The 20,553-nt window shown below is 38.8% G+C and carries 16 protein-coding genes; 3 read left to right on the top strand and 13 right to left on the bottom strand.

What is annotated here, in order from left to right; all coding sequences use genetic code 11:
- Positions 1–35: 35 nt before the first annotated feature.
- The 3 genes from U5921_RS06995 to U5921_RS06985 all read right to left on the bottom strand — a co-directional run bounded on the left by U5921_RS06995 (position 36) and on the right by U5921_RS06985 (position 2,265).
- Positions 36–959: an LD-carboxypeptidase gene (locus tag U5921_RS06995; protein WP_324825747.1), complete on the bottom strand. Its 924-nt coding sequence runs from the start codon at positions 957–959 to the stop codon at positions 36–38.
- Between the two features lie 77 nt (positions 960–1,036).
- A complete protein-coding gene (locus U5921_RS06990; RefSeq protein ID WP_324825746.1) occupies positions 1,037–1,570 on the bottom strand; it encodes a spore maturation protein in 534 nt (177 codons plus the stop codon).
- Between the two features lie 26 nt (positions 1,571–1,596).
- On the bottom strand, positions 1,597–2,265 hold the full coding sequence (locus tag U5921_RS06985) for a nucleoside recognition domain-containing protein (protein WP_324825745.1): 669 nt from the start codon (positions 2,263–2,265) through the stop codon (positions 1,597–1,599).
- 286 nt (positions 2,266–2,551) lie between these two features.
- On the opposite strand from U5921_RS06985, the gene U5921_RS06980 reads away from it, so the two are divergent.
- Positions 2,552–3,142, top strand: coding sequence for a hypothetical protein (locus U5921_RS06980; protein ID WP_324825744.1), 591 nt, complete (start codon positions 2,552–2,554; stop codon positions 3,140–3,142).
- 97 nt (positions 3,143–3,239) lie between these two features.
- Here the strand turns inward: U5921_RS06980 and U5921_RS06975 are convergent, their stop codons facing one another.
- On the bottom strand, positions 3,240–4,196 hold the full coding sequence (locus tag U5921_RS06975) for a dipeptidase (protein ID WP_324825743.1): 957 nt from the start codon (positions 4,194–4,196) through the stop codon (positions 3,240–3,242).
- 226 nt (positions 4,197–4,422) lie between these two features.
- Here U5921_RS06975 and U5921_RS06970 point away from each other — a divergent pair, with 226 nt between their 5' ends.
- Together U5921_RS06970 and alr are read left to right on the top strand one after the other, a co-directional pair.
- The gene (locus U5921_RS06970; protein ID WP_324825742.1) at positions 4,423–5,649 is read left to right on the top strand and encodes a M20 family metallopeptidase; all 1,227 of its coding nucleotides are present in this window, start codon (positions 4,423–4,425) and stop codon (positions 5,647–5,649) included.
- Positions 5,650–5,652: 3 nt separating this feature from the next.
- The gene (alr, locus tag U5921_RS06965) at positions 5,653–6,753 is read left to right on the top strand and encodes an alanine racemase (RefSeq protein WP_324825741.1); all 1,101 of its coding nucleotides are present in this window, start codon (positions 5,653–5,655) and stop codon (positions 6,751–6,753) included.
- A gap of 110 nt (positions 6,754–6,863) precedes the next feature.
- Here the strand turns inward: alr and U5921_RS06960 are convergent, their stop codons facing one another.
- From U5921_RS06960 to U5921_RS06920, 9 genes are all read right to left on the bottom strand, one after another.
- Entirely contained in the window at positions 6,864–8,405 is a 1,542-nt protein-coding gene (locus tag U5921_RS06960) for a Na+/H+ antiporter NhaC family protein (protein ID WP_324825740.1), read from the bottom strand.
- Positions 8,406–8,454: 49 nt separating this feature from the next.
- Positions 8,455–9,285: a serine hydrolase gene (locus tag U5921_RS06955; protein ID WP_324825739.1), complete on the bottom strand. Its 831-nt coding sequence runs from the start codon at positions 9,283–9,285 to the stop codon at positions 8,455–8,457.
- Between the two features lie 70 nt (positions 9,286–9,355).
- Complete coding sequence (gene lysA / locus U5921_RS06950; RefSeq protein WP_324825738.1) at positions 9,356–10,645, bottom strand: diaminopimelate decarboxylase; 1,290 nt, start codon at positions 10,643–10,645, stop codon at positions 9,356–9,358.
- Positions 10,646–11,033: 388 nt separating this feature from the next.
- Positions 11,034–12,878 (bottom strand): sigma-54 interaction domain-containing protein, encoded by a 1,845-nt coding sequence (locus tag U5921_RS06945; RefSeq protein WP_324825737.1) that lies wholly within the window; start codon positions 12,876–12,878, stop codon positions 11,034–11,036.
- 83 nt (positions 12,879–12,961) lie between these two features.
- Positions 12,962–14,143, bottom strand: coding sequence for a PatB family C-S lyase (locus U5921_RS06940; protein ID WP_324825736.1), 1,182 nt, complete (start codon positions 14,141–14,143; stop codon positions 12,962–12,964).
- A 23-nt stretch (positions 14,144–14,166) separates the two neighbouring features.
- Complete coding sequence (locus tag U5921_RS06935; protein ID WP_324825735.1) at positions 14,167–15,504, bottom strand: D-alanyl-D-alanine carboxypeptidase family protein; 1,338 nt, start codon at positions 15,502–15,504, stop codon at positions 14,167–14,169.
- Between the two features lie 58 nt (positions 15,505–15,562).
- Positions 15,563–16,825: a dicarboxylate/amino acid:cation symporter gene (locus U5921_RS06930; protein ID WP_417765047.1), complete on the bottom strand. Its 1,263-nt coding sequence runs from the start codon at positions 16,823–16,825 to the stop codon at positions 15,563–15,565.
- A 526-nt stretch (positions 16,826–17,351) separates the two neighbouring features.
- Positions 17,352–18,065 carry a stage II sporulation protein R gene (spoIIR, locus tag U5921_RS06925; protein ID WP_324825734.1) on the bottom strand — a complete coding sequence of 238 codons (714 nt, stop codon included), beginning with the start codon at positions 18,063–18,065 and terminating at the stop codon, positions 17,352–17,354.
- A gap of 74 nt (positions 18,066–18,139) precedes the next feature.
- Positions 18,140–20,488, bottom strand: a complete 2,349-nt coding sequence (locus U5921_RS06920; RefSeq protein WP_324825733.1) for a DUF3794 and LysM peptidoglycan-binding domain-containing protein — start codon at positions 20,486–20,488, stop codon at positions 18,140–18,142.
- Positions 20,489–20,553 lie beyond the last annotated feature (65 nt).

Below are 20,553 nucleotides of genomic sequence, written 5' to 3'. Positions count from 1 at the left end.
GGCCTCCTTCTGCATTTTTATAATCTTTGCTCTTGTTACCTCTCTGGAGCTGCAAATTCGATTTTTTTATTTTGCGTATCCAATGTACAAACACCGCCCATCGGTAAAGTCATCATCGGATATCCATGCCCAGATTGAATGTTGTATATAACAGGAATATCTAAATTTTTTAATGCATCTTTGTAAAGTTCTAACTCCGTATAAGAAGGGTCTTCTTTATTTAAACAGTCTGTAAACTGTCCCAAAAGAATTCCTGCACAATCCTTTAATTTCCCGGAATTTCGAAGATGGTACGTTAGCTTTTCAATTCGACTCATAGGCTCCTGTACCTCTTCAATAAATAAAATTTTCCCCTTTGTATCCATTTCATAAAAGGTACCTATAGAGGCAGAAAGGAGGGATAGGTTTCCTCCAATTAGTTCACCGCATGCTTTTCCTTCTTTTAATACTCCGATTTCATATCCTTTCGGATTCTGAAACGTATACGAAGCATCTGCATTCAGCGCTTTAAAGAAGCTTTCTTTTGTCTCTTCATCAAAATTCGCTACCATGTTGGAAGAAACCATCGGTCCATGAAACGTCACGAATCCACACTCTTTTGTAATTGCATTGTGCAGACTTGTAACATCACTGTAGCCGACAAAAATCTTGGGATTGGCCCGAATTAAGTCAAAGTCTACATAGTCCATAACCCGGCTTCCGCCGTCTCCTCCTCTGACGCAGAAAATCGCATCCACTTCAGGATCTGAAAACATGGCATTGATCCATTTTCCCCGAACATCTCCATCTCCGGCCATATATCCGGCATAATCAACCGTTAAATTATCGGCCAGTTTTACACGGTAGCCAAGCGCTTCCAAAACGTTCTTGCACTCCCGTTCTCTTTCTTCTGAAATGCGGGAGCTCGGGCAAACCAACCCAAGCGTTGCTCCCGGTTCTAATTTTTTTGGATACTTCATTCCCATCCTCTTCTTTACCTGTTCTTTATTAGCAAAATTATAGATCACTTTTTTATTATATTACAATTGTGCGTCTTTTAAAACCACATAACATTTACGATAACGGTAGCAGCAATTAAAGATGCCAAGTCTCCTAACAATCCGGAAATAATGGAGTGTCTTACATTGGTAATACCGACGCATCCGAAATATACTGCAACAACGTAAAACGTGGTTTCTGTAGAACCCAGAGCTACGGAAGCAATTCTTCCGATCTGGCTTTGTGTTCCATATGTTGTAAGAAGATCACTCATCATACCTTCTGCACCGCCGCCGGAGAAAGAACGCATGATGCCCATCGGCAGAACTTCTCCAGGCAGACCGATCAAGTTTGTAACCGGATTAATAATATCTACCAACCAATCCATAGCTCCCGAAGCACGGAACATACCGATTGCACAAAGCATACATACCAGATACGGGATAATCATTACGGAAACTTTTAATCCTTCTTTTGCGCCTTCTGTAAATACGGAATAAACTTTTACGCCTTTCGCCAATGCATACACAGGTATCACTAAAAGTATTAACGGTATTGCATATGTAGAAATTACATTTAAAACCTCTGTCATGTGTATATCCTCCTTTATCTCCCTATTTATAATTTAATTGGATCATTTCCGACATAATCTTCATTAATTTCCAAAGTACCGGCAGCTCTTTCTTTCTCAATGATGTTTTCCAGCTTATACTTTTTTGTTCTCTTGAGAATGATTGTAGCTCCTATTCCGACAATTGTGGAAATCGTCGTAGCTAAGATAACCGGTCCTACAATCTCTGCAGCACCTTCTACTTGTACTGCAGAACGCAATGCCAATACCGTTACTGGAATTAAAGTAATTGACGTTGTGCTGATAGCAAGAAGCATACATTGTGCATCTGTTGCGATATGCTTCGTCTTATTCAATGTCTGTAAATCGGCCATTGCTTTTAATCCAAATGGAGTTGCTGCATTTCCGATACCTAAGATATTAGCAGCAAAATACAAAGCCATAGAACTCATAGCCGGATGGTCTACCGGCACGTCAGGGAATAACAGACGCATAACCGGCCCGATTACCTTTCCTAATTTTTCACAGAGCCCTGCTTTTTCCATAACAGACATAAATCCTGTGAAAAAGACCATAACACCTACCAAACCAATTACAATGTCTACTGCTGTACCTGCGAAACTAAATAAAGCTTCTTGAACTGCCGTGATATTTCCCGTGAAAATTCCGGCAATTACTGCGATGGCCACTAGTCCCACCCAAATAAAATTCATCATAACAATAATTCCTCCTTAAAAAATAATTATCTCTCTATACAATATACGCAATTTCCGTGCCAAATTACCATTTTAATTTTTTACCATATCATCCTTTCTTTTTTCTACTTTTTTTTCGATTTTTAAATAGATCTGCTAAAAATCTTGCTTCTTTTCCTTTGTTTTTGTATTGAATTTCGAACCCCTATTCCTAATTTTAGGAATATTTATAAAAATCTCTTTTCAGCTTTACTTTTTTAAGTCGGATATGTAAAATAGGATAAAGTTAAAAGAAAGGGGACCAAAAATGGAAAAAATTCAATACTATTATCCTTCCATGTCAAAACAAGTTTTTCTAATCCTCCTCATGCTGCTTATTGCAGCACGCTTTACCATATTTCTTGAAGTTATTTTTTTTGATATTAATGATTATACCTCTACTTATAATGTCGGCGCTTCTTTACTTCTCTATCTCTTTTATTTGGTAATTTGTCTTTTCTTTTTCTTCGGATATAAATTTTTCTACACAACTTATAATGATAACGAAATTATCTATTATAATCGCATCTTAAGAAAAACAAAAGAAATTGATTTTCAACGTATTTCAAAGGCAGTTTTGGGCAAACGGGGCATCACGCTTTATGAGAAGGACGGCGAATCTGCGCTCTTCTTTCTTCCGTTTTTTCGTCTTGGTTTAATTTCGCCAGTTGGTGTTGACGGATTTTATAAACTCTTAAAAGCAAAAAACCTTTCCATTGAAAAACAGTTTACCATACTACCGGGGCATGGGATTTCAAGAAAGATTACTTCAATCGTCTATTCCTGTCTTGCACTTTTTGTTCTCGCCTCTCTCACGCAATCCGTGGCTTTAGCCGTTGCTATTTTAAAAAATAATTAGCGTTCTTTAACGAAAAAAGACTGTAGCTCAAGGAGGATATCCTTATCTACAGTCTAAGCAGACGTATAAACATGTCTGCTTTTTTAATTTCTGCCCTCTATAAGCAGTCTTTTATGATACGCATAGCGTTGCCATTGCAGATTTTATCTAGTTCCACTGCTTTAAAATGCTTGCTTAAAGCATTTAACAGCATTAAATATCCAGAATAATCCTTCATTTCAAGCTCATCATCAATGCCGTCAAAATCAGAGCCGAATCCAATGCTTTCCACACCGGCTTTATCCGCCATATATACCGTATGTGCAACGATGTCGTCAATCATAGAACGGCTGGCACCTTCCTTTAAGAAGGAAGCACAGAAATTTACACCGACTACGCCGCCTTTCTCTCCCAAAGTTTTTAATTGTTCATCCGTTAAATTTCTCTGATGATTGCATAAAGCACGTGCACAGGAATGTGAAGCAACAAACGGTTTCTTGGAATACTTTGCTACATCATAAAAACCACCTTCAGACAGATGGGATACATCAATCAGCATTCCCAAGCGGTTCATCTCTTCTACCACATGAATACCAAAGGGTTTTAACCCCATTTGATGTGCTTTTTCATCCTTACTGCAAGGAAACCCGATTGTATTTTCAAAGTTCCATGTGAGCGTTAAAAGGCGCACACCTTTCTGGTAGAACTCTTCTACTCGTTCCATTTGATCGCTGAGCACAACCCCGTCTTCAATGGAAAGAAGTGCAGACATTTTATTTAATTCTATGTTTTTTTGTATATCCGCTGCACAGTAAGCCGGTAAAATAAGATCCTTATTTTTTTCCAATTCTATCTGGTAAACTTTGTAAACCTCTTGAAAGATTTCATAGGGATCCATGGTTTTCATCTCATTACGGGATATGTAGATTGCAAAGAATTGTGCAAGCGCCCCCCCTTCTTTCATCTTTCTCAGGCTGATGTGCCCTGGATTATCAAGCAGTTCACACTGGCCATCACGATAGCAATTCAATAACGTATCGCAATGCAGATCAATCATTCTCATCGTATTCTCCATTTTGTTCTCCTTTCGCTAGCTTCTATACCTTTGTAAACCATTATTCCTATCCAACTTTATATCATAAAGCCTTATTTTATTAATTAAGCAAATTCTATGCCATAGATAATTCCCCTATTGATTTGGCATAAAGTTTGCTTATACTTATAAGTATAGTACTTCTTTTTACATTCCTATAGAACAATGTAAACAAACTTTGACTTTGATTCTTTAAACGGAGGTTATTATGAACATAGAAAATCAAATTGATGCCATTTTGGAGGAAATCATTACAATTCGGAGAGACTTTCACAAGCACCCCGAGCTTTCAGAACAAGAAAAACAAACGGCAGAAAAAATCAGCACTTATCTCCACAGCTGGAATATACCACATCAAATAGGCGTCGCAGGTTATGGTATTGTAGCATCCGTGACCGGTACAAAAGAAGCTTCCATAAAGCAGGCATTCCCTGCGATTGCAATTCGTGCTGACATGGATGCGCTTCCGATCTGCGAAAAGGTGGAAATACCTCACCGCTCTGTAGCAGAAGGGGTTATGCATGCCTGCGGCCATGATATCCATATGGCTACTCTGTTAGGAACTGCTCGTATTTTGCAGAGCCTGCGCTCCGAATTTCATGGTACAGTAAAATTCTTTTTTCAACCGGCAGAAGAAACCATCGGGGGAGCAGAGCGGATGATCGCAGCAGGATGTATGGAAAATCCCAAAATAGAAGCGGTGATCGGACTGCATGTTGCTCCATCCATTCCAAGTGGCGCAATCGAGTTTTGCCGAGGCAGAATGAACGCTGCGTCAACAGAATTTTCTATTCGTGTTGAAGGTGTTTCAAGTCATGGAGCACATCCAGATGATGGTGTCGATGCAATCTTAGCAGCTTCCCACATTGTAACAGCATTGCAGAGTATTGTCAGCCGCAACCTATCACCGACCAATTCGGGCGTCTTAAGCATAGGGCAGTTCCATGCAGGTACAAAAAATAACATTCTTCCACCATACGCTGACTTAAAAGGTATCATCCGTACATTTGATAAAGCAACACAAGTCTATATGAAACAACAGTTAGAGCAAATTGCTGTAAGTACTGCGCAAGCTTTTGGAGCAACCGCATCAGTGGATTTTCATGACAGCTACCCGGCATTGATTAACAATGATCTGCTTGGAAGCATATTGGAATCTGCTGCTCTGCAACACTTCAATCAAGAGCAGCTATTCCTCCTTTCCGAGCCCAGCATGGGCGCTGAGGATTTTTCTTATTTTGCAAATGCTTCTAAAGGAATTTATTTTAATCTGGGAACTAAGAGGGAGAGCAGCGAAAAACCACAGGCTCTTCACAGTGAATGGTATGATCCGGATGATTCTTGTATCCGCTCCGGTATGCTCATGGAAGTAGCCGCTGCATTTGCATTACTGAATTATGAAAAAAAGCCAAGTGCTACCGATAGGAGGAAATAAAAAGTGGAATTGCTCAGAGATACCGTCGTACAAGTCGATTTGGATGCAATCAGAGAAAACATGAGGGAGATTCATACGCTGATTGGAAAAGAAGTTTCGATAATGGCCGTGATCAAGGCAAACGGATATGGTCATGGGGCAATTGGAATTGCTCCGGCTCTGATAAAAGAGAATGCCGCTTATCTGGCCGTCGCTACATTAACAGAGGCCTTGGAGCTTCGCGAAGCGTATCACGATTATCCGATATTTATTTTAGGTCACACTCCTGACCATCTGCTGCCATATATCATTGAAAAGAACATTACACAGACAATTGTCTCTTTTAAGCAAGCTTCTCTTCTCAATGACTTGGCAAAACAAGCTCACAAAAAACCAAAGGTTCATCTAAAGGTAGATACTGGATTTCACCGCTTAGGTATGTCAAACGTTCATGAACTGAATAAAATCTGCCAGCTTGATTCAATAACAATTGAAGGCATTTTCTCTCACCTTGCCCTTGTCAACAAGCAGGAAAATGATCTGCAATATAACCGTTTTCTTGCTGTGATTGATGAACTGGAAAAGGGCGGGGCTTCCTTCCGCTACAAACATATCGCTGACAGTATTTCTGCGGTCGATTTTCCAAAGTATCATATGAATATGATCCGTCCCGGTGCTTTGATTTATGGTCTGAAAGGCTTTCACACTGGTTTTCTTCCATTGCAACAAGCACTTACGTTTCTTACACGAATTTCTCAAATTCATGAGATAAAAAAAGGAGATGGCGTTGGCTATGATTATTTATGGAAGGCGGAAAAGGATACCAGGATCGCTACACTTCCATTTGGATATGCAGATGGCTATCCTAGAAATTTAAGAGGAAAAGGTTATGTGCTGATTCACAGTGTCCGCTGCCCGATTATCGGGGTAATCTGCATGGATCAATGCATGGTTGATTTAACTGATGTTCCCAATGCTAAGGAAGGTGATTCTGCAATCATCTACGGCGACGGAGCTGATTCCGCTATGGACATTGAGGAGGCAGCAAAGCTGGCAGGAACAAACAAAAATGAAATTGTATCCCGAATCGCAAACCGTCCGCCGCGTATTTACCTTTCTAAATAATTTACCAAAAAAAGACTGCCTCACCAGTCATAAATCAGTGCGGCAGTCCTTCTAGTATTCTGCGTTAATCGTTATCCGTTGTTTCACAAAAAAACTTATTTATAGCTTATTTAAGCTTTTACTTTTCCATTACCAAAATATTTGTTAAAAAGAAACAGTTCTAGGAAAAGAGAACCAAATCCCGCTAGCAGAGTCACAACAACACTGTAGTTTGATAGTGCCGCTGCAATATATCCGATGATGCAGCAACTTGCTGTTGTCAGTGCATATGGAATCTGTGTCGATACATGATCCAAATGCACACAAGCAGCTCCTGTTGAGGACATAATTGTAGTATCGGAAATCGGCGAACAGTGATCCCCAAATATAGATCCGCCGAGAACTGCGGCAAGGGATACAGTCATTAAATTCGGTTGCGTCGCCATAGAAGGTTCTAAAACAATAATAACAATTGGAATGAGAATTCCGAACGTTCCCCATGCAGTTCCAGTCGCAAAAGCCAACGCCGAAGAGACAACGAAAATTAAAATTGGAAGGAAGGCCAGCGGAAAATGGCTTACTTCTACCATATGTCCTACGAATTGGCCCGTAGAAAGCAGCTGGCGACATACGGCTCCGATGGTCCATGCCAACGTCAAGATAATATTCGGCATAACCATATTTTTCGCCCCCTGAGTCACACCTTCAAAAAACTCATTAAAGGTCATCAGCTTTCTTGGTAGATACATAACGAACGCAACAACTAAAGCTGCAAAGCTTCCTAAAACTAAAGAAAGAGAGGAATTACAATTTCCGAACGCTTCCTGAACAGAACTACTCTCACCAGTAAAGAGCCCTCCTGTATAAAGCATCCCCAAGACAGAAAATATTATTAAACTCAAGATTGGGATTACAAGGTCCATAACCTTTCCTTTTTCACAAATTTTTACACCCATCTCTGCGTCATTTTCTGTGGAAGCCAAATTCCCTTCCTCTGCCAGCCTTTCAAATTTCCGCATAGGTCCAAATCCTACATTTGTTGTCGCAAGAACAATTACCATTGCAATGGTAAGGAGTGCATACAAATTAAAAGGAATTGTTGCTAAAAATGCAGCCATATCACTATCAAATACACCAGATGCACCCAAGCTGGACCCTACTGCAGCAACCCAGCTTGACACCGGGGCGATAATACAGATTGGCGCTGCTGTAGAATCTATAAAGTAGGCTAATTTTACTCTGGATACTTGATATTTATCGGTGATCGGTTTCATAATTGTCCCTACAGCAAGACAGTTAAAATAGTCATCAATAAAAATAATAACGCCCAGTAAGGCTGTTGCAAGCTGCGACATCACCCTTGACTTTATCTTGGTCGCAGCCCATACACCGTAAGCTTGTGCACCTCCTGCCACCGTAACCTGCACGACCAGGGCACCAAGTAAACTTAAGAAAATAACATTTGTAATGTTTCCTGCTAATGAGTCTCCCATAAGAGTAAATGTTGTCGTAAAAATCCCGACAAATCCAGTTCCGACGGTATAAGAATACGTCGCTGCACCAATTAGAATACCTACCAAAAGTGAAGATATCACTTCTTTTGTAAGCAAGGCCAAAATAATCGCAACAACTGGCGGCAAAATTGACAGCCAGCCAACACTGATACTTTCCATAAAACTATTCCTCCTTTATAGTCATTAAAGAACTATTCCTATGTTATTTTTAACAAATGGTGTAATCGTATGCTTTCTTTGCAATCTCCTGACAGACTCTATCAGCAAAACACACTTCCGTATCGTTGGATGCAAAGCATAAAACAAATGGAATTTCACTGTAAATAATTCCTGCATCATTTGTAATCCCATTATCCTCTCCGGTTTTGTGGCCAATCGGAATACGAGGAAGAAAAAAAGGAATTTTATAATTGAATTGCTGATTTTGCAAGATTGCAGACATCTCTTCGCTTGCTTGTCTTGAAATTAGCTCTCCCTTATAAATTTTTTCAAAAAACATCCCCGTCTCCTTTAGCGATATCACATTCTCTAAATTCTTTCCTTGAGGTGATGTATCAAAAAGAATGCGATTCAGCTTTGTCTTTTCCATCCCCAGTGAAGAAATAAATGCATTTATTTTTTCCATTCCCAATATATCAATTAAAATATTTGTTGCCGTATTATCGCTTACGGTAATCATAAGCCGATACAAATCTTCTATCGTCAGTTCTGTTCCTGTATGAAGCAAATTCAATACGCCGCTTTCCGGGAACATATCCTCTGAAAGAGATCCCGTTCTTGCTTGTCTTGCGTAATCTTCTACCAATCCTGACGGCACTTTATCTGAATCTTTTAAAATAATCATTGTATCTTTTGATAGAATGCCCTGCTCAATTTGATGAAAAGCTTCTCCCATCACCCATAGCTTTATCACGCTGGCAGACAAGAATAAATCATTTTCTGCAATCAGCAACTCTTCCTGTGTCTTCAAATTTTTATAGTAAACACCTGTCTTGCCTTGTAATTTTTCTAATTTATTTTCAATATATTCTTTCAACATATCTCCTCCTGTATAAAAGCCTGGGGATGTAGGTGTGCTTTTAAAGCGAGCAGTATTCTACCGCATTAAATTAATCTTCCAAAGACAATTCATTTTGTATCATATCTTCATAAGACTGTCTTTTTACAATCAACTGACTCTTCCCATCTTTTACTAAGACAACAGCTGGTATTGGATTTTTATTATAATTGGAAGCCATGGAATAACCATATGCACCGGTAGAAAAGACCGCCAGAATATCACCTTTTTTCGCTACAGGCATTTTAATATCTCGAATCAAAATATCTCCTGACTCACAGCATTTCCCACAAATTGTGACTAAGTCATCTTTGGTTTCTTCTGCCTTATTCGCAATTACGCCATCATATTCCGCCTGATAGAGCGCAGGGCGAATATTATCAGTCATACCTCCGTCTACAGATACATATTTCCGGATACCTTTTATGTCTTTAATTTCTCCAATGGTATAAAGCATGATGCCGGCTTCTCCGACAACACTTCTACCCGGTTCAATAACGACCGCCGGTCGATTCATTCCGTTTGCTTTAGAAAATTCCTCAATCCGTTTCATCATTGGATCAAGATAATATGCATACCTTTCTGGGTTTTGATCTGTGTAACAAATCGCATAGCCGCCGCCAATGTTCAGCTCACTTATTTCGTATCCAAATTTTTCTTTTGTTCCCTTTACAAGGTTTAGCAATGTCTCGAGTGCCGCTAAATGAGACTGATTATCTAAAATTTGAGATCCTACATGAAAGTGAAATCCCAGGAAATCAACAGATTCACATTGTATTGCTTCCTGAATCGCCGGATAGATCACCTCATCATCCAATGGGATCCCAAATTTAGAGTCTTTTTTTCCAGTTACAATATAGTCATGTGAATCACTTTTTACACCCGGTGTGATTCGATACAGCACCTTCATCTTTTTCTGCTTTTCTTTGCACACTTCATCAATTAATGCCAATTCATGAAGTCCGTCGATAATGATTCTTCCGATTCCATAGTCAACTGCCATTTCAATTTCACTGCGTAATTTATTATTTCCGTTAAATTCAATCTTTTCCGCCGGATATCCTACTGCCATCGCTGTATAGAGTTCCCCTCCGGATACAACGTCAATACACATCCCTTCTCTCTTCAAAATCTGTAACAGCGCCTTCGTGCAAAAAGCCTTGCATGCATAAGCCACACGTGTGTTGGGATATGGCTTCAAAAAATCATCTTTTAATTCATTCATCTTTTCTAAAAGGCCATTTTCCGAGTACACATAGAGCGGCGTTCCATATTTTTCAGCCAAATCTACCGTATTGCATCCGTCAAAATGTAATACGCCTGCTTTTACATCTTTATTCATTTTTTTCCCCTCATTTTTCTAATTTTTATAGCCTAAGCTCCTTCTTTTTTGTGAACAGCAAGATTTTTTTCACTTCCCCCCCTAAATGCACTTTGAAATGAAACCTCCTCAAATACTTACAGGGGAATTTTCCTTTTAATCCTTTATTGCTGCTTATTACCTAATATTTACGCAAGTCTTATGCCAACTGATTCCTTTAATCTTTTGTATAATCATTGCCGAAAAACCGTCTGTTTTGTTGCTTTTATGATTCACTTTTGCCATATTTTCATATTATTTTCTATGTTTTATACGAAAATCCGGACTACCAGTTCTTTTTTTCGGAAAAAAAATACAATAAAAATAGACGACCCTTAAACTATTATAAAGCCGTCTATCTACTGATTATTTAAATTGATATGAAGTATTTTTTCAATTTTTCATAAAAAACGGATTTTGACATATCTAAATCCTGCATTGCTTGAATCTTATTTCCGTTCGCCCGAACCAGTGCTTCTTTTAATATTTTTTTCTCTGCTTCCTGCATCTGTTCACGCATAGAAGTTCCAATCGTATAAGAACCCTTAATATTGATGTGTTCCGGGTAAATCCAATTGGTTTCACACAGCGTAATAGCCCGCTCAATGATATTTTCCAGCTCTCGGACATTTCCGGGCCAGCTATACCTGAGTAGCTTATCAAGCGCTTCTCCCGACAATTGCTTTGGAGATAAATCATAACGCACACAAATTTTATTTAAAATCTTATTAATCAGCATATAAAGGTCTGACTTATGCTCACGCAAAGGCGGAATCACAATCGGAAATACATTGATTCGATAGTAAAGGTCTTGACGAAACGTTCCCTTTACTACTTCCTCCTCAAGATTTTTATTTGTTGCTGCAATGACTCTGACATCAATCGGAATCGGCTTTGCAGAACCTACTCGATAAATGATCTTATTTTGCAGAACATATAAAAGTTTCACTTGAATTTCAAGAGGAAGGTCTCCGATTTCATCCAAGAAGATGGTACCTCCATTCGCATTCTCAAAGTATCCGGAACGTCCGGAAGACAGTGCTCCGGTAAAAGCACCTCCTACATAACCGAACAGCTCACTTTCAAAAAGAGTCGGTGCAATGGCATTACAGTTCACTTCTATAAACGGAGAGGATTTATTATTTTCTTCGTGAATCAAACGGGCCAATAAAGATTTTCCGGTTCCGCTTTCACCCGTAATGATTACATTAAATTTTGTTTTAGATGCCTTATGCGCTAAATATTTCAGCTGCACCATCAAATGACTGTTACCGACAAAACGAGGAAAGAGATCTTTTGAAAGGTCTCCATACATTGACGGACGGTTCGTATAACTTTTTTCAACCTCCATTAAAATTTGATTGCGGTCATCCAAAAGCTTTTCCAGCTCGGATACATCCTGTATATTAAGAAGAACGCCTTGTATCCCTTGCTCATCCTGAATCGCCCTGATTGAACACAATACTAAACGTTTATTAATTTCAAAAAAATCATTGGGAATAAGATGTTCTTTTCCAGACAAAACGGTTCCTATGCTTTGAAGCAATTTCCCTTTTTCAAAAAGGTCATCAATCTTCGTTCCAATGACGTTAAGGTCCTCTCTTTTGCTTCCTTTTGAAAGAAATTCACGATCATGTAAAATTTCTTTAATGGACTCTTTTCTTATGGTATAACCTTTCGCCTGAAAAAATTTTATACTTCCGCTTTTTCCATCGATAATCACCATATGGCCGAACGAATCTAAGAAAGAAACACTGTAGGAATCTCCGTTTACTCGAATGTGCATCTTTTTCTTAATCGGTTCGATCAGCACCTGAATCTGAAAGCCCAAATAATTTGCTTCTAATACAAAGTCCTCATTTAAATTCGCACCGCGAAGATATTTATAAACAGGCTGAATTTCAGGGTTTCCATAAACACCAATGCCAAGGATACAATCATTTGCTCGAATATCCGAATCCAAAATGTTAAGCAGCGATAAGTCCTTCGGTGATAAATCACCGTCATCCTTTCCGATTGCATTATCTGCAAGAATAACGATATCTCCGCTTTCAATTTTACCCGCTTCGTGGGATGCATATTTATCAAAAATAATCCCCGTGATTCCCTTTGCTTTTTGGTTAAAAAGACGTATTTTATGCTCTTTGTCTACAAATATGATACCGTCTTCCAAGTGATCGGTAATGAGCTGGAGCAATTGAGAGTTTCCAATCATGTTCTATCTCCTAAGCAGCGAAAGATTTAACTTAGAAATATTATAACAAAATGTTACTGCTTAAGCAATCCTGCCGATTTCATTTACCGCATATGTAATTGTTGAACTGCTTCTCTAAGCTGCTCTAACGCACGCTTCAAAACAACACGCGGGCAAGCGACATTCATGCGCAGATAGCCATCGAGACTGCGGCAAAAATCAGCTCCATTATTTAATCCAATTTTTGCTTCGTGAATCATAAAGCTCCATAAATTTTTATAATCCATCAGTTCTCTGCAATCCAGCCAAAGCAAATAGGTCGCTTCCGGCAGACTTACCTTTATTTCCGGGATTTCTGTATGTAAAAATTCTCTTACAAACAACATGTTTTCCTCTACATACACAAGCAGCTGTTGCAGCCATTCGTCACCATGACGACACGCTGCTTCTATCGCAACTAAACTAAAACAATTATTTCTGTGAATATCTAAGCCACCCCAAAAAGAATCAAAACGATTTTTCCACTCTTTGTTTGGAAAAATAATGGATGCTGCCTGTAATCCAGCCAAGTTAAAGCTTTTAGTGGAAGAAATACAGCTGATAGTTTGCCCCGCTACCTCCTTTGAGATCGTTGCCGTCGGAATATGCTCGCTTCCCCAAAGCAAAAGGTCAGAATGAATTTCATCTGACACAATCGGTACCTCATGGCGAATACACAACCCCGTCATGCGCTCCAGTTCTTCCTTCTTCCATACCCGTCCGACCGGATTATGCGGACTGCAAAATAGAAATAGCTTCGGCTTCCGTTTCAACTTTTCTTCCAAGTCTGAAAAATCCATCGTGTAAGATCCATTTTCTTCGATAAGCTGGTTTTCTATGACCTTACGGTCTTTCCAAGCCTCAATGACATCATAAAACTCAGGATATACCGGTGTCTGTATAAGCACAGCATCTCCCGGTTCCGTAAATTCATGTACCAGTTCTGATAGCGCCGGAACAATCCCTGGTGCAAAACTAATTTGATTTGGATCAATCTCCCAATTGTGATGTCGCCTCTGCCATTGACATATGGATTCGTAATAGGAACTTGGGCGGGAAGTATATCCATAAATTCCTTGATTCGCTCGCTTTTTTACTGCATCTATGATAGGCTGTGCTGTTTCAAAATCCATATCGGCAATCCAAAGCGGGATGATATCATCCCGCCCGAATTTTTTGAAGCGTTCATCATATTTTGCTGCATGCTGCTCGCTGCGATCAATTATTTTATCAAAGTTATATTTCATAATATCCGCTCCATTTCATCAAACTATTGGCTATAATACTCCTCACCGTACTGTAATAATACGCCTGTTTTTTCCGCACGTTCTGTGCTGTCCTCTGCACCTAAAACAATGGCAATGATTCTCGTTTCTGCAGCACCATTTTTTACTGGCATTGTCGCAATCAAGCAGCATCCCGCCCGATTTGTCGTTCCTGTTTTCAATCCGTCTACACCATCCATTTGGAATAATAAGCGGTTGGTATTTTCATCTGTGAAATTTAAACTTCCTTCAGACAGCTGTACTTTTTCAGTAATAGCAAGGACTTCCGGATAATGGTTGATGATGTATCGGCTCAACTCAAATAAGTCCTTTGCACTCATTCGATTCTGCTTCTTTGATGAAAGGACATCCGGGGTATAAATAGGAAGGCCATGTGGATTATAAAATTCTGCACTCAGCAGCCCTAATTCGCTCGCTCTCTGGTTCATACGCTGCGTAAATTTTTCCTCTGATCCATATAAATGTTCTGCAAGCGCCGTAGCTGATTCGTTACTTGAAACGATCAGCATAGCTTCTACCAAATCCTGTAATTTAACTTTCTGTCCCGCTTTCATAGGGACAACTCCATCTTCCGACAGAGAATAGGCTTCAGCTGTTTTGGAGAGAACGACTTCATCATCCCAAGAAATTTTCTTTTCTTTTACCGCTTCTCGAATCAGCAGATAGGTCATAAGTTTTGATGTACTTGCGATTGATACTTTTTGATCTGAATTATTTGAATAGAGAATTTCTCCTGTGTCAGAATTTCCAAGCAGTGCCCCGTGTAAAAAATCAAAATATCCGCTCTCTACTGTATTTTGGAATTGTACGGTATAATCTTTTTTCGGGTCGATCAGAATCGCTTCTGCGCTATAGTCATAGGCGGCATATACGTCAAAAATTTGCATGATATCACAGAATCTGAAATAGCTTTCTCCTTCAATACTGTATGCAGTAAACTTAATGCGTTTGTTATCTAGTAAAAGTTTCGAAGAAATCGACCGTGCCTCTTTGTTAATAAGGTTTTTTACCTGTTTTTGCTCTCCATTTGCTGTATACGCCTTTCCTTTCCATAGCTGAATTGCTTTATATTGATTATCATATGTAATATTAAACTGTTTTTCACTTCCATTTAGCAACTCCGCAAAGTCTCTCAGCCTAAAGTAATTCTGCCCCCCTACGTTATATCCTGCAAAGTTTTCAGTCTTGTCATCCATAACTACTGCCACATTTTTAGGCACTGCTGTATAGGAACTTCCAGCAAAAGCAAACGTCGTCATTCCACAAAATAAAGTCAAAATCAGCATCAAAGATAATGTAGTGCGTATTATTTTTCTATTCATAGTATCCTCCATTATTATAAGTTTCAATATTTTGTATTCCTATTTCATTGGGCAATTCCTATGCTACTTCATCTATTTCCGTTTCCCTATTTTTTTTCATCCACTCTTTTCCTTCCACAAGTCTTGTCACCATCATCGAAGAAACCGTATCCCCGGACGCATTTACCATAGTAGCCGGCGGGTCGACTAAAAAACCAATGGTTGCGATAATAGGAAATGCTTCTGGCGGAAATCCGTAAAGATTTACAATCAGCATTTCTCCAATCAAACCGCCTCCCGGTACCCCTGACATGACAACTCCACCGAGAACTGATATGATAATTGCTGTTGCAAATGTTCCAATGCCTGCAAATTCTTGCCCAAAGACACCAAATAAAAACGAAATCTTCAAGATAGAAGACAGGCAGGTTCCGTCCATATGCATGGTCGCGCCAATCGGTAATATAATTTCACGAATATCTTTTGGCACACCTATTTTTTGTGCAGCTTTTAAGTTAACTGGTAGTGTCGCAATCGAGCTTCCTGTTGCAAAAGCTGTAACAGCCGGTGGCATAATGTTTCTAAAACAAGCTGTTGTTCCTTCTTTTCCTCCTGCGAAATAAGAATAGCCAGCAAACGCAACAATAAAGTAAAGAAAACAAACCGGATAGTAGATCAACATCGCTTTCATATAAGCACCTAAAAGCTGTGGTCCGAATTCGCCGATTAAGGCTGCAAAATAAGCACCCAGTCCAATAGGAGCATAAAGCATGATGATACCGATCAGTTTCATAAAAATTTTCGATAAAGCGTCTAATCCTTTTGCGACCTTATTTTCTTCTCCTCCTGTCGTACTGACACAATATCCAAACAGAATAGAAAAGACAATCAACGGCAGCATATTCGCCTTTGATAAGAGACCTACGAAATCCGGTACAGTAATTGCCTTTACAATCTGTTCTCCAAGATCGATCGTCTCTAACTCTTCGGCTGCTTCCAATGCAATATTAGCTCCAGCTGCTGGTGGAAAAATGCTTACAACCGTAATGATAATAATGGATGCAATGATACCAGTGACACAAAATACTAGGAGCATATTTCCTAAAATCTTTCCCAATCGCTTCATATTCAGCATGCTTCCAACCGCACTGCTTATTGTAATAAAAACTAAAGGGACAACGGCAGTAAACATTAAATTAATAAACACCTGCCCAAAAGGCTTCAGCACAACGGCTTTTTCCCCCATAATAAGGCCGATTATGCTTCCAATGATAATACCTGAAAGTAATATAAGTGGAAATCGATAATTTTTCCAAAAAGTTTGCTTTTTTAAGGTCATCATAACAAGTCCTCCCCTTTATCAATACTATTCCTCCAAGAGTCTATTATTCCGATTAAGTTTCATAAACTCCTGCGGAAATCCAATCTGGATTTCGCAATCCCAATCTAAGACAATACAACGGCCATAAAAAATAAATCATTCATTTTAATCTTTTTTCATCCCTCCTTTTTCATGAGACAGGATTTGTAATCCTATGAGTTAATTATTTTCTCATACTTTTCACAATGTTTATTATAAGAGCAAGATCGATGCCAAATTGGTTGAATATTCTAAATAATGATACTGCTTTTAAATAAACTGTATGAAGCTTAGAAATAATAGAGCTTCTGAAAAACTTTCTTTTTTATTTGCGTTTCATTTACTAGCATAATACTCGTTTATCCTCTATTTTTTCCGGTTTTTCGGAAAATGATGTTAAAAAACGAACTACGATAAAAAAGTTTCATAATTCTTATAGTCAAAAAATAAAATCCCCAATCTAATCACATCATTAGATTGGGGATTTTTAAATCATTCATTTCCATCTTTAATCAATTTTCATCATTTCCAGAGTTTTAAATTTTAATTTTAAAGTTTTTGGTTTCTTTTTTGGATCTGTTGCTGCTTCAATCAATTCACTATATTTTTTATCTGTTAGAGCCTCGCGATAAATCTGAGCTACTTTCGGATCAACCTGGACTACCGGAACTAAGTCACTATCCAGCTCTTCAGGTGCTTGTGCTCCGATCAGACATAAGGGTGGAAAAAGTACACACCACCAATTTTGACCTTCGGCTTCTCCAATACTTACATTAAGTGCTTCATAGTTACCAGCTGGAAAAGTTACATTTCCATAGCTTTTTTTCGGCACCCATCGATTTCCCAGTGCAGCGGTTACTTTATATGTGTATCCTTCTTCTTTTATCACACTTTCTGCCGCCTGTTCAATGTCTCTTAAATGGCTCTCAATGTAAGCTCTCGAATCTCCTAAGGTTAATGAAACTTCTTTTGCCTCATCATCCGCTTGTGCAATTGCTTCTTGAACAAGTTCTTCATTGATTTTTTTCAGAAGCTGATCTCTCACTTCTCTTTTTAGTGCTTGATCTCCTTCGCTATCACTGTTTGCAATGACATGAAAACGTATAAAATCTTCATTACTCATAGATGACTGCATCCTTTTTTGTATATTCCATGTTGTATAGGCAAACAGGCAAAGTAAAACTAAAAACAATATTTGTATTCGCTTTTTCCTTGACCGCATAATAAAAACGCTCCTTTGAAATTTTCTTATTTTAATTTTTTCCAAAGTAGAGCGTTTTTATACAAGTGGTAATATTATTTTACAATTAATAATTTTGTTCCTGGTTTGATATCATTACTGTAATCTATGCTGTTAATTTTTTTGATTGCTTCAATTGTTGTACGATATTTTTTTGCAATTTTCCATATATTGTCACCTGCTTTTGTGATGTATAGCACCATACTTGGCTGATTTTCTTTTTGCTCCGGCAATTCTACAAAGCATACATTTTTAATCAATGCATGTTTTTCCATATCCATAACACTAGAAGAAACTGAGATTCCCGCATTTACTTCAATTTGATTTTGATTCATTTTGTCATACCAAAGCTCTTTTAGCACAACTTCATTATCAGCGACCATCTCACTCTTAATCCCTGGAATATCTATGCTGCTTCGGAACGGTAAATCCTGTTTTATACTAAATGGGGTTTTATTCTCATCCATTCCAATGCAGATAATCTTTAAAGTAACTGCACCCTCTACGATGTTTTTTCCCGCTTCAATATGCGATGTTGTTTCTCCAATGTTTCCGGATAAAAATACAACGCGGTCAATGCCGCCGTATTTTTCCGGCACATTAATGATCTCTCTAGCTGATACTTCAGAATTACCCATGCCACAAAGATTCATAAGGCTTATTTCATCCGTATCATACTGCATCTCCTTAATATGATGATATACATCTGTTACAATTTCCTGTTCTGTGTCTTTATAAACTTCAATCGTAGTATCTGCTGTCAGCTCCAATGTAAAAGAATTGACTTGCCCGTTCTCATCTTCTTTCGGTTTTACACTGGCGTTAGCGACGGCAAAAGAAACACTGCTTCCAGAAGGAGCGGCTGAATCAGGAGTATCTTCCTCTAATTTGATAAATTGCGTGAAGTCCGTCTTTCCCTGATAGAATACCGGTATTGCTTTCTGTGTATCTTCTTCGCCTTCCTCTGCCATAGATTCAATATCGCCACCAAAAGGCTCAGCACCCAGATACATAACATTGCAATAAACGGTTGCGTTGATTACCGCTTTATCTCGACTGACTTGCTTATGATTTTCTACAACATTTACATCATAGCGAAGAATTTTGCCAATTTCCGGCATACTGTCTTTTAATGGAAGGTCTTCTTCCAGTTCAATCGCTTCTGTTTTACGCAAAGCAACATCGGTTGCATGTATTTTTTCTTTTAGTAATTGTACCTCTTCTCCTTGTATTCCTTCAAAAATTTGCACATCGACTGCACGATATTCTTTTACATTAATTCCAACGGTTGCTTTCACGCGGAATTTTCTTTCATTCACTACGGAATAATCAATCGCTTCCAGCATTGGTGTAACAATTAATTCCGAATACGGCTCTGCACGTATTTCTGCTTTCTCTTTAAATGGCAGCCTGGAATCAATTGCGACAACAAGTTCATTTTCCTGTGTCTTATCTGGTATGTATAAGGTTTGCAGCATAAAATCGCCACTTATTTTTAAATCAGTCACACCTGAGGCACCTGCTGATACTTGTTTATCAGAAAGTTTTAATTTCCCATCCATAGAAAGAATGGAGGCTAAATCTGGTTTTACATCAGGTACTAAAATATCTTCTTCAATAAAAACACGAAATTGTGGTTTTGATTTTACATCTGTTATCTTTAGGCGGCGGCTCAAAAGGTTCGCATCTACCGGCTGAACCTTATGTGGAATAGGCTTTTCTGACGGCTTTTCTTTTGGCGCCTCTGCCGGCCGTTCTATTTTCTTTTCTTCCAAAGTTTGCGGGATGATTGCAGATGGAACAGTCGGTGATATTTGTATTTTTTCACGTGCAGTTTCCAGCATTGCTTCTTCTGCTGTTTCCGTAACCACTTCTTCTTTCTTTTCCACTGCCTCCTGCGTCAATTTTTCCTCTTTATTCGCTACTGTTTCCGATGCAGTTCCTTTCTTGGAAGCCGCTTCTTTCACCTCATCTTCGATATTCTCTTTTTTATCATCCAGTTTTGCATCTAATTCCCTTGCCATTACTGTTTCTGCATCTATACTTTCCTGCACATTTCCAATGGAATTTTTTATAGAACTTTCAGCTTCTTCTTTCTTTAAAGAATTTTCTTTCTGCTTCTCTTCATCCTTACTCTGCTCCGTCCCTTTTTCCTTCTCACCAGTCATCTCAAGCTTTTCTCTTTCAGAAATCGGTTTTCCCGCAGCTGCCTTCATATCTGCCACGGTTTTCGGACTGATTGCCGGAAGGTCATAAAACAGCCTGTCGTAGACACTCGGATCAAAGGCGTTATCTATCGGCATAGGCGTTTTCTGCTTCAAAGGCAATTCATTTTTTGGCCGTGCCGGTTTTAATGCAAAGTCTGGAATCTTATCAAAATCGTATGGATCTTTTTCATATGCCATGATCGTTCCCCCTGTATCACTAAAATCAAAATTTCTTTGTATTTAGTGTATGTAGAGAGCGGACT

It is taken from the genome of Sinanaerobacter sp. ZZT-01, from assembly GCF_035621135.1.
In the GTDB taxonomy this organism is placed as follows: Bacteria; Bacillota; Clostridia; order Peptostreptococcales; family Anaerovoracaceae; genus IOR16.
This window is presented reverse-complemented; position numbering and strand designations above follow the sequence as displayed.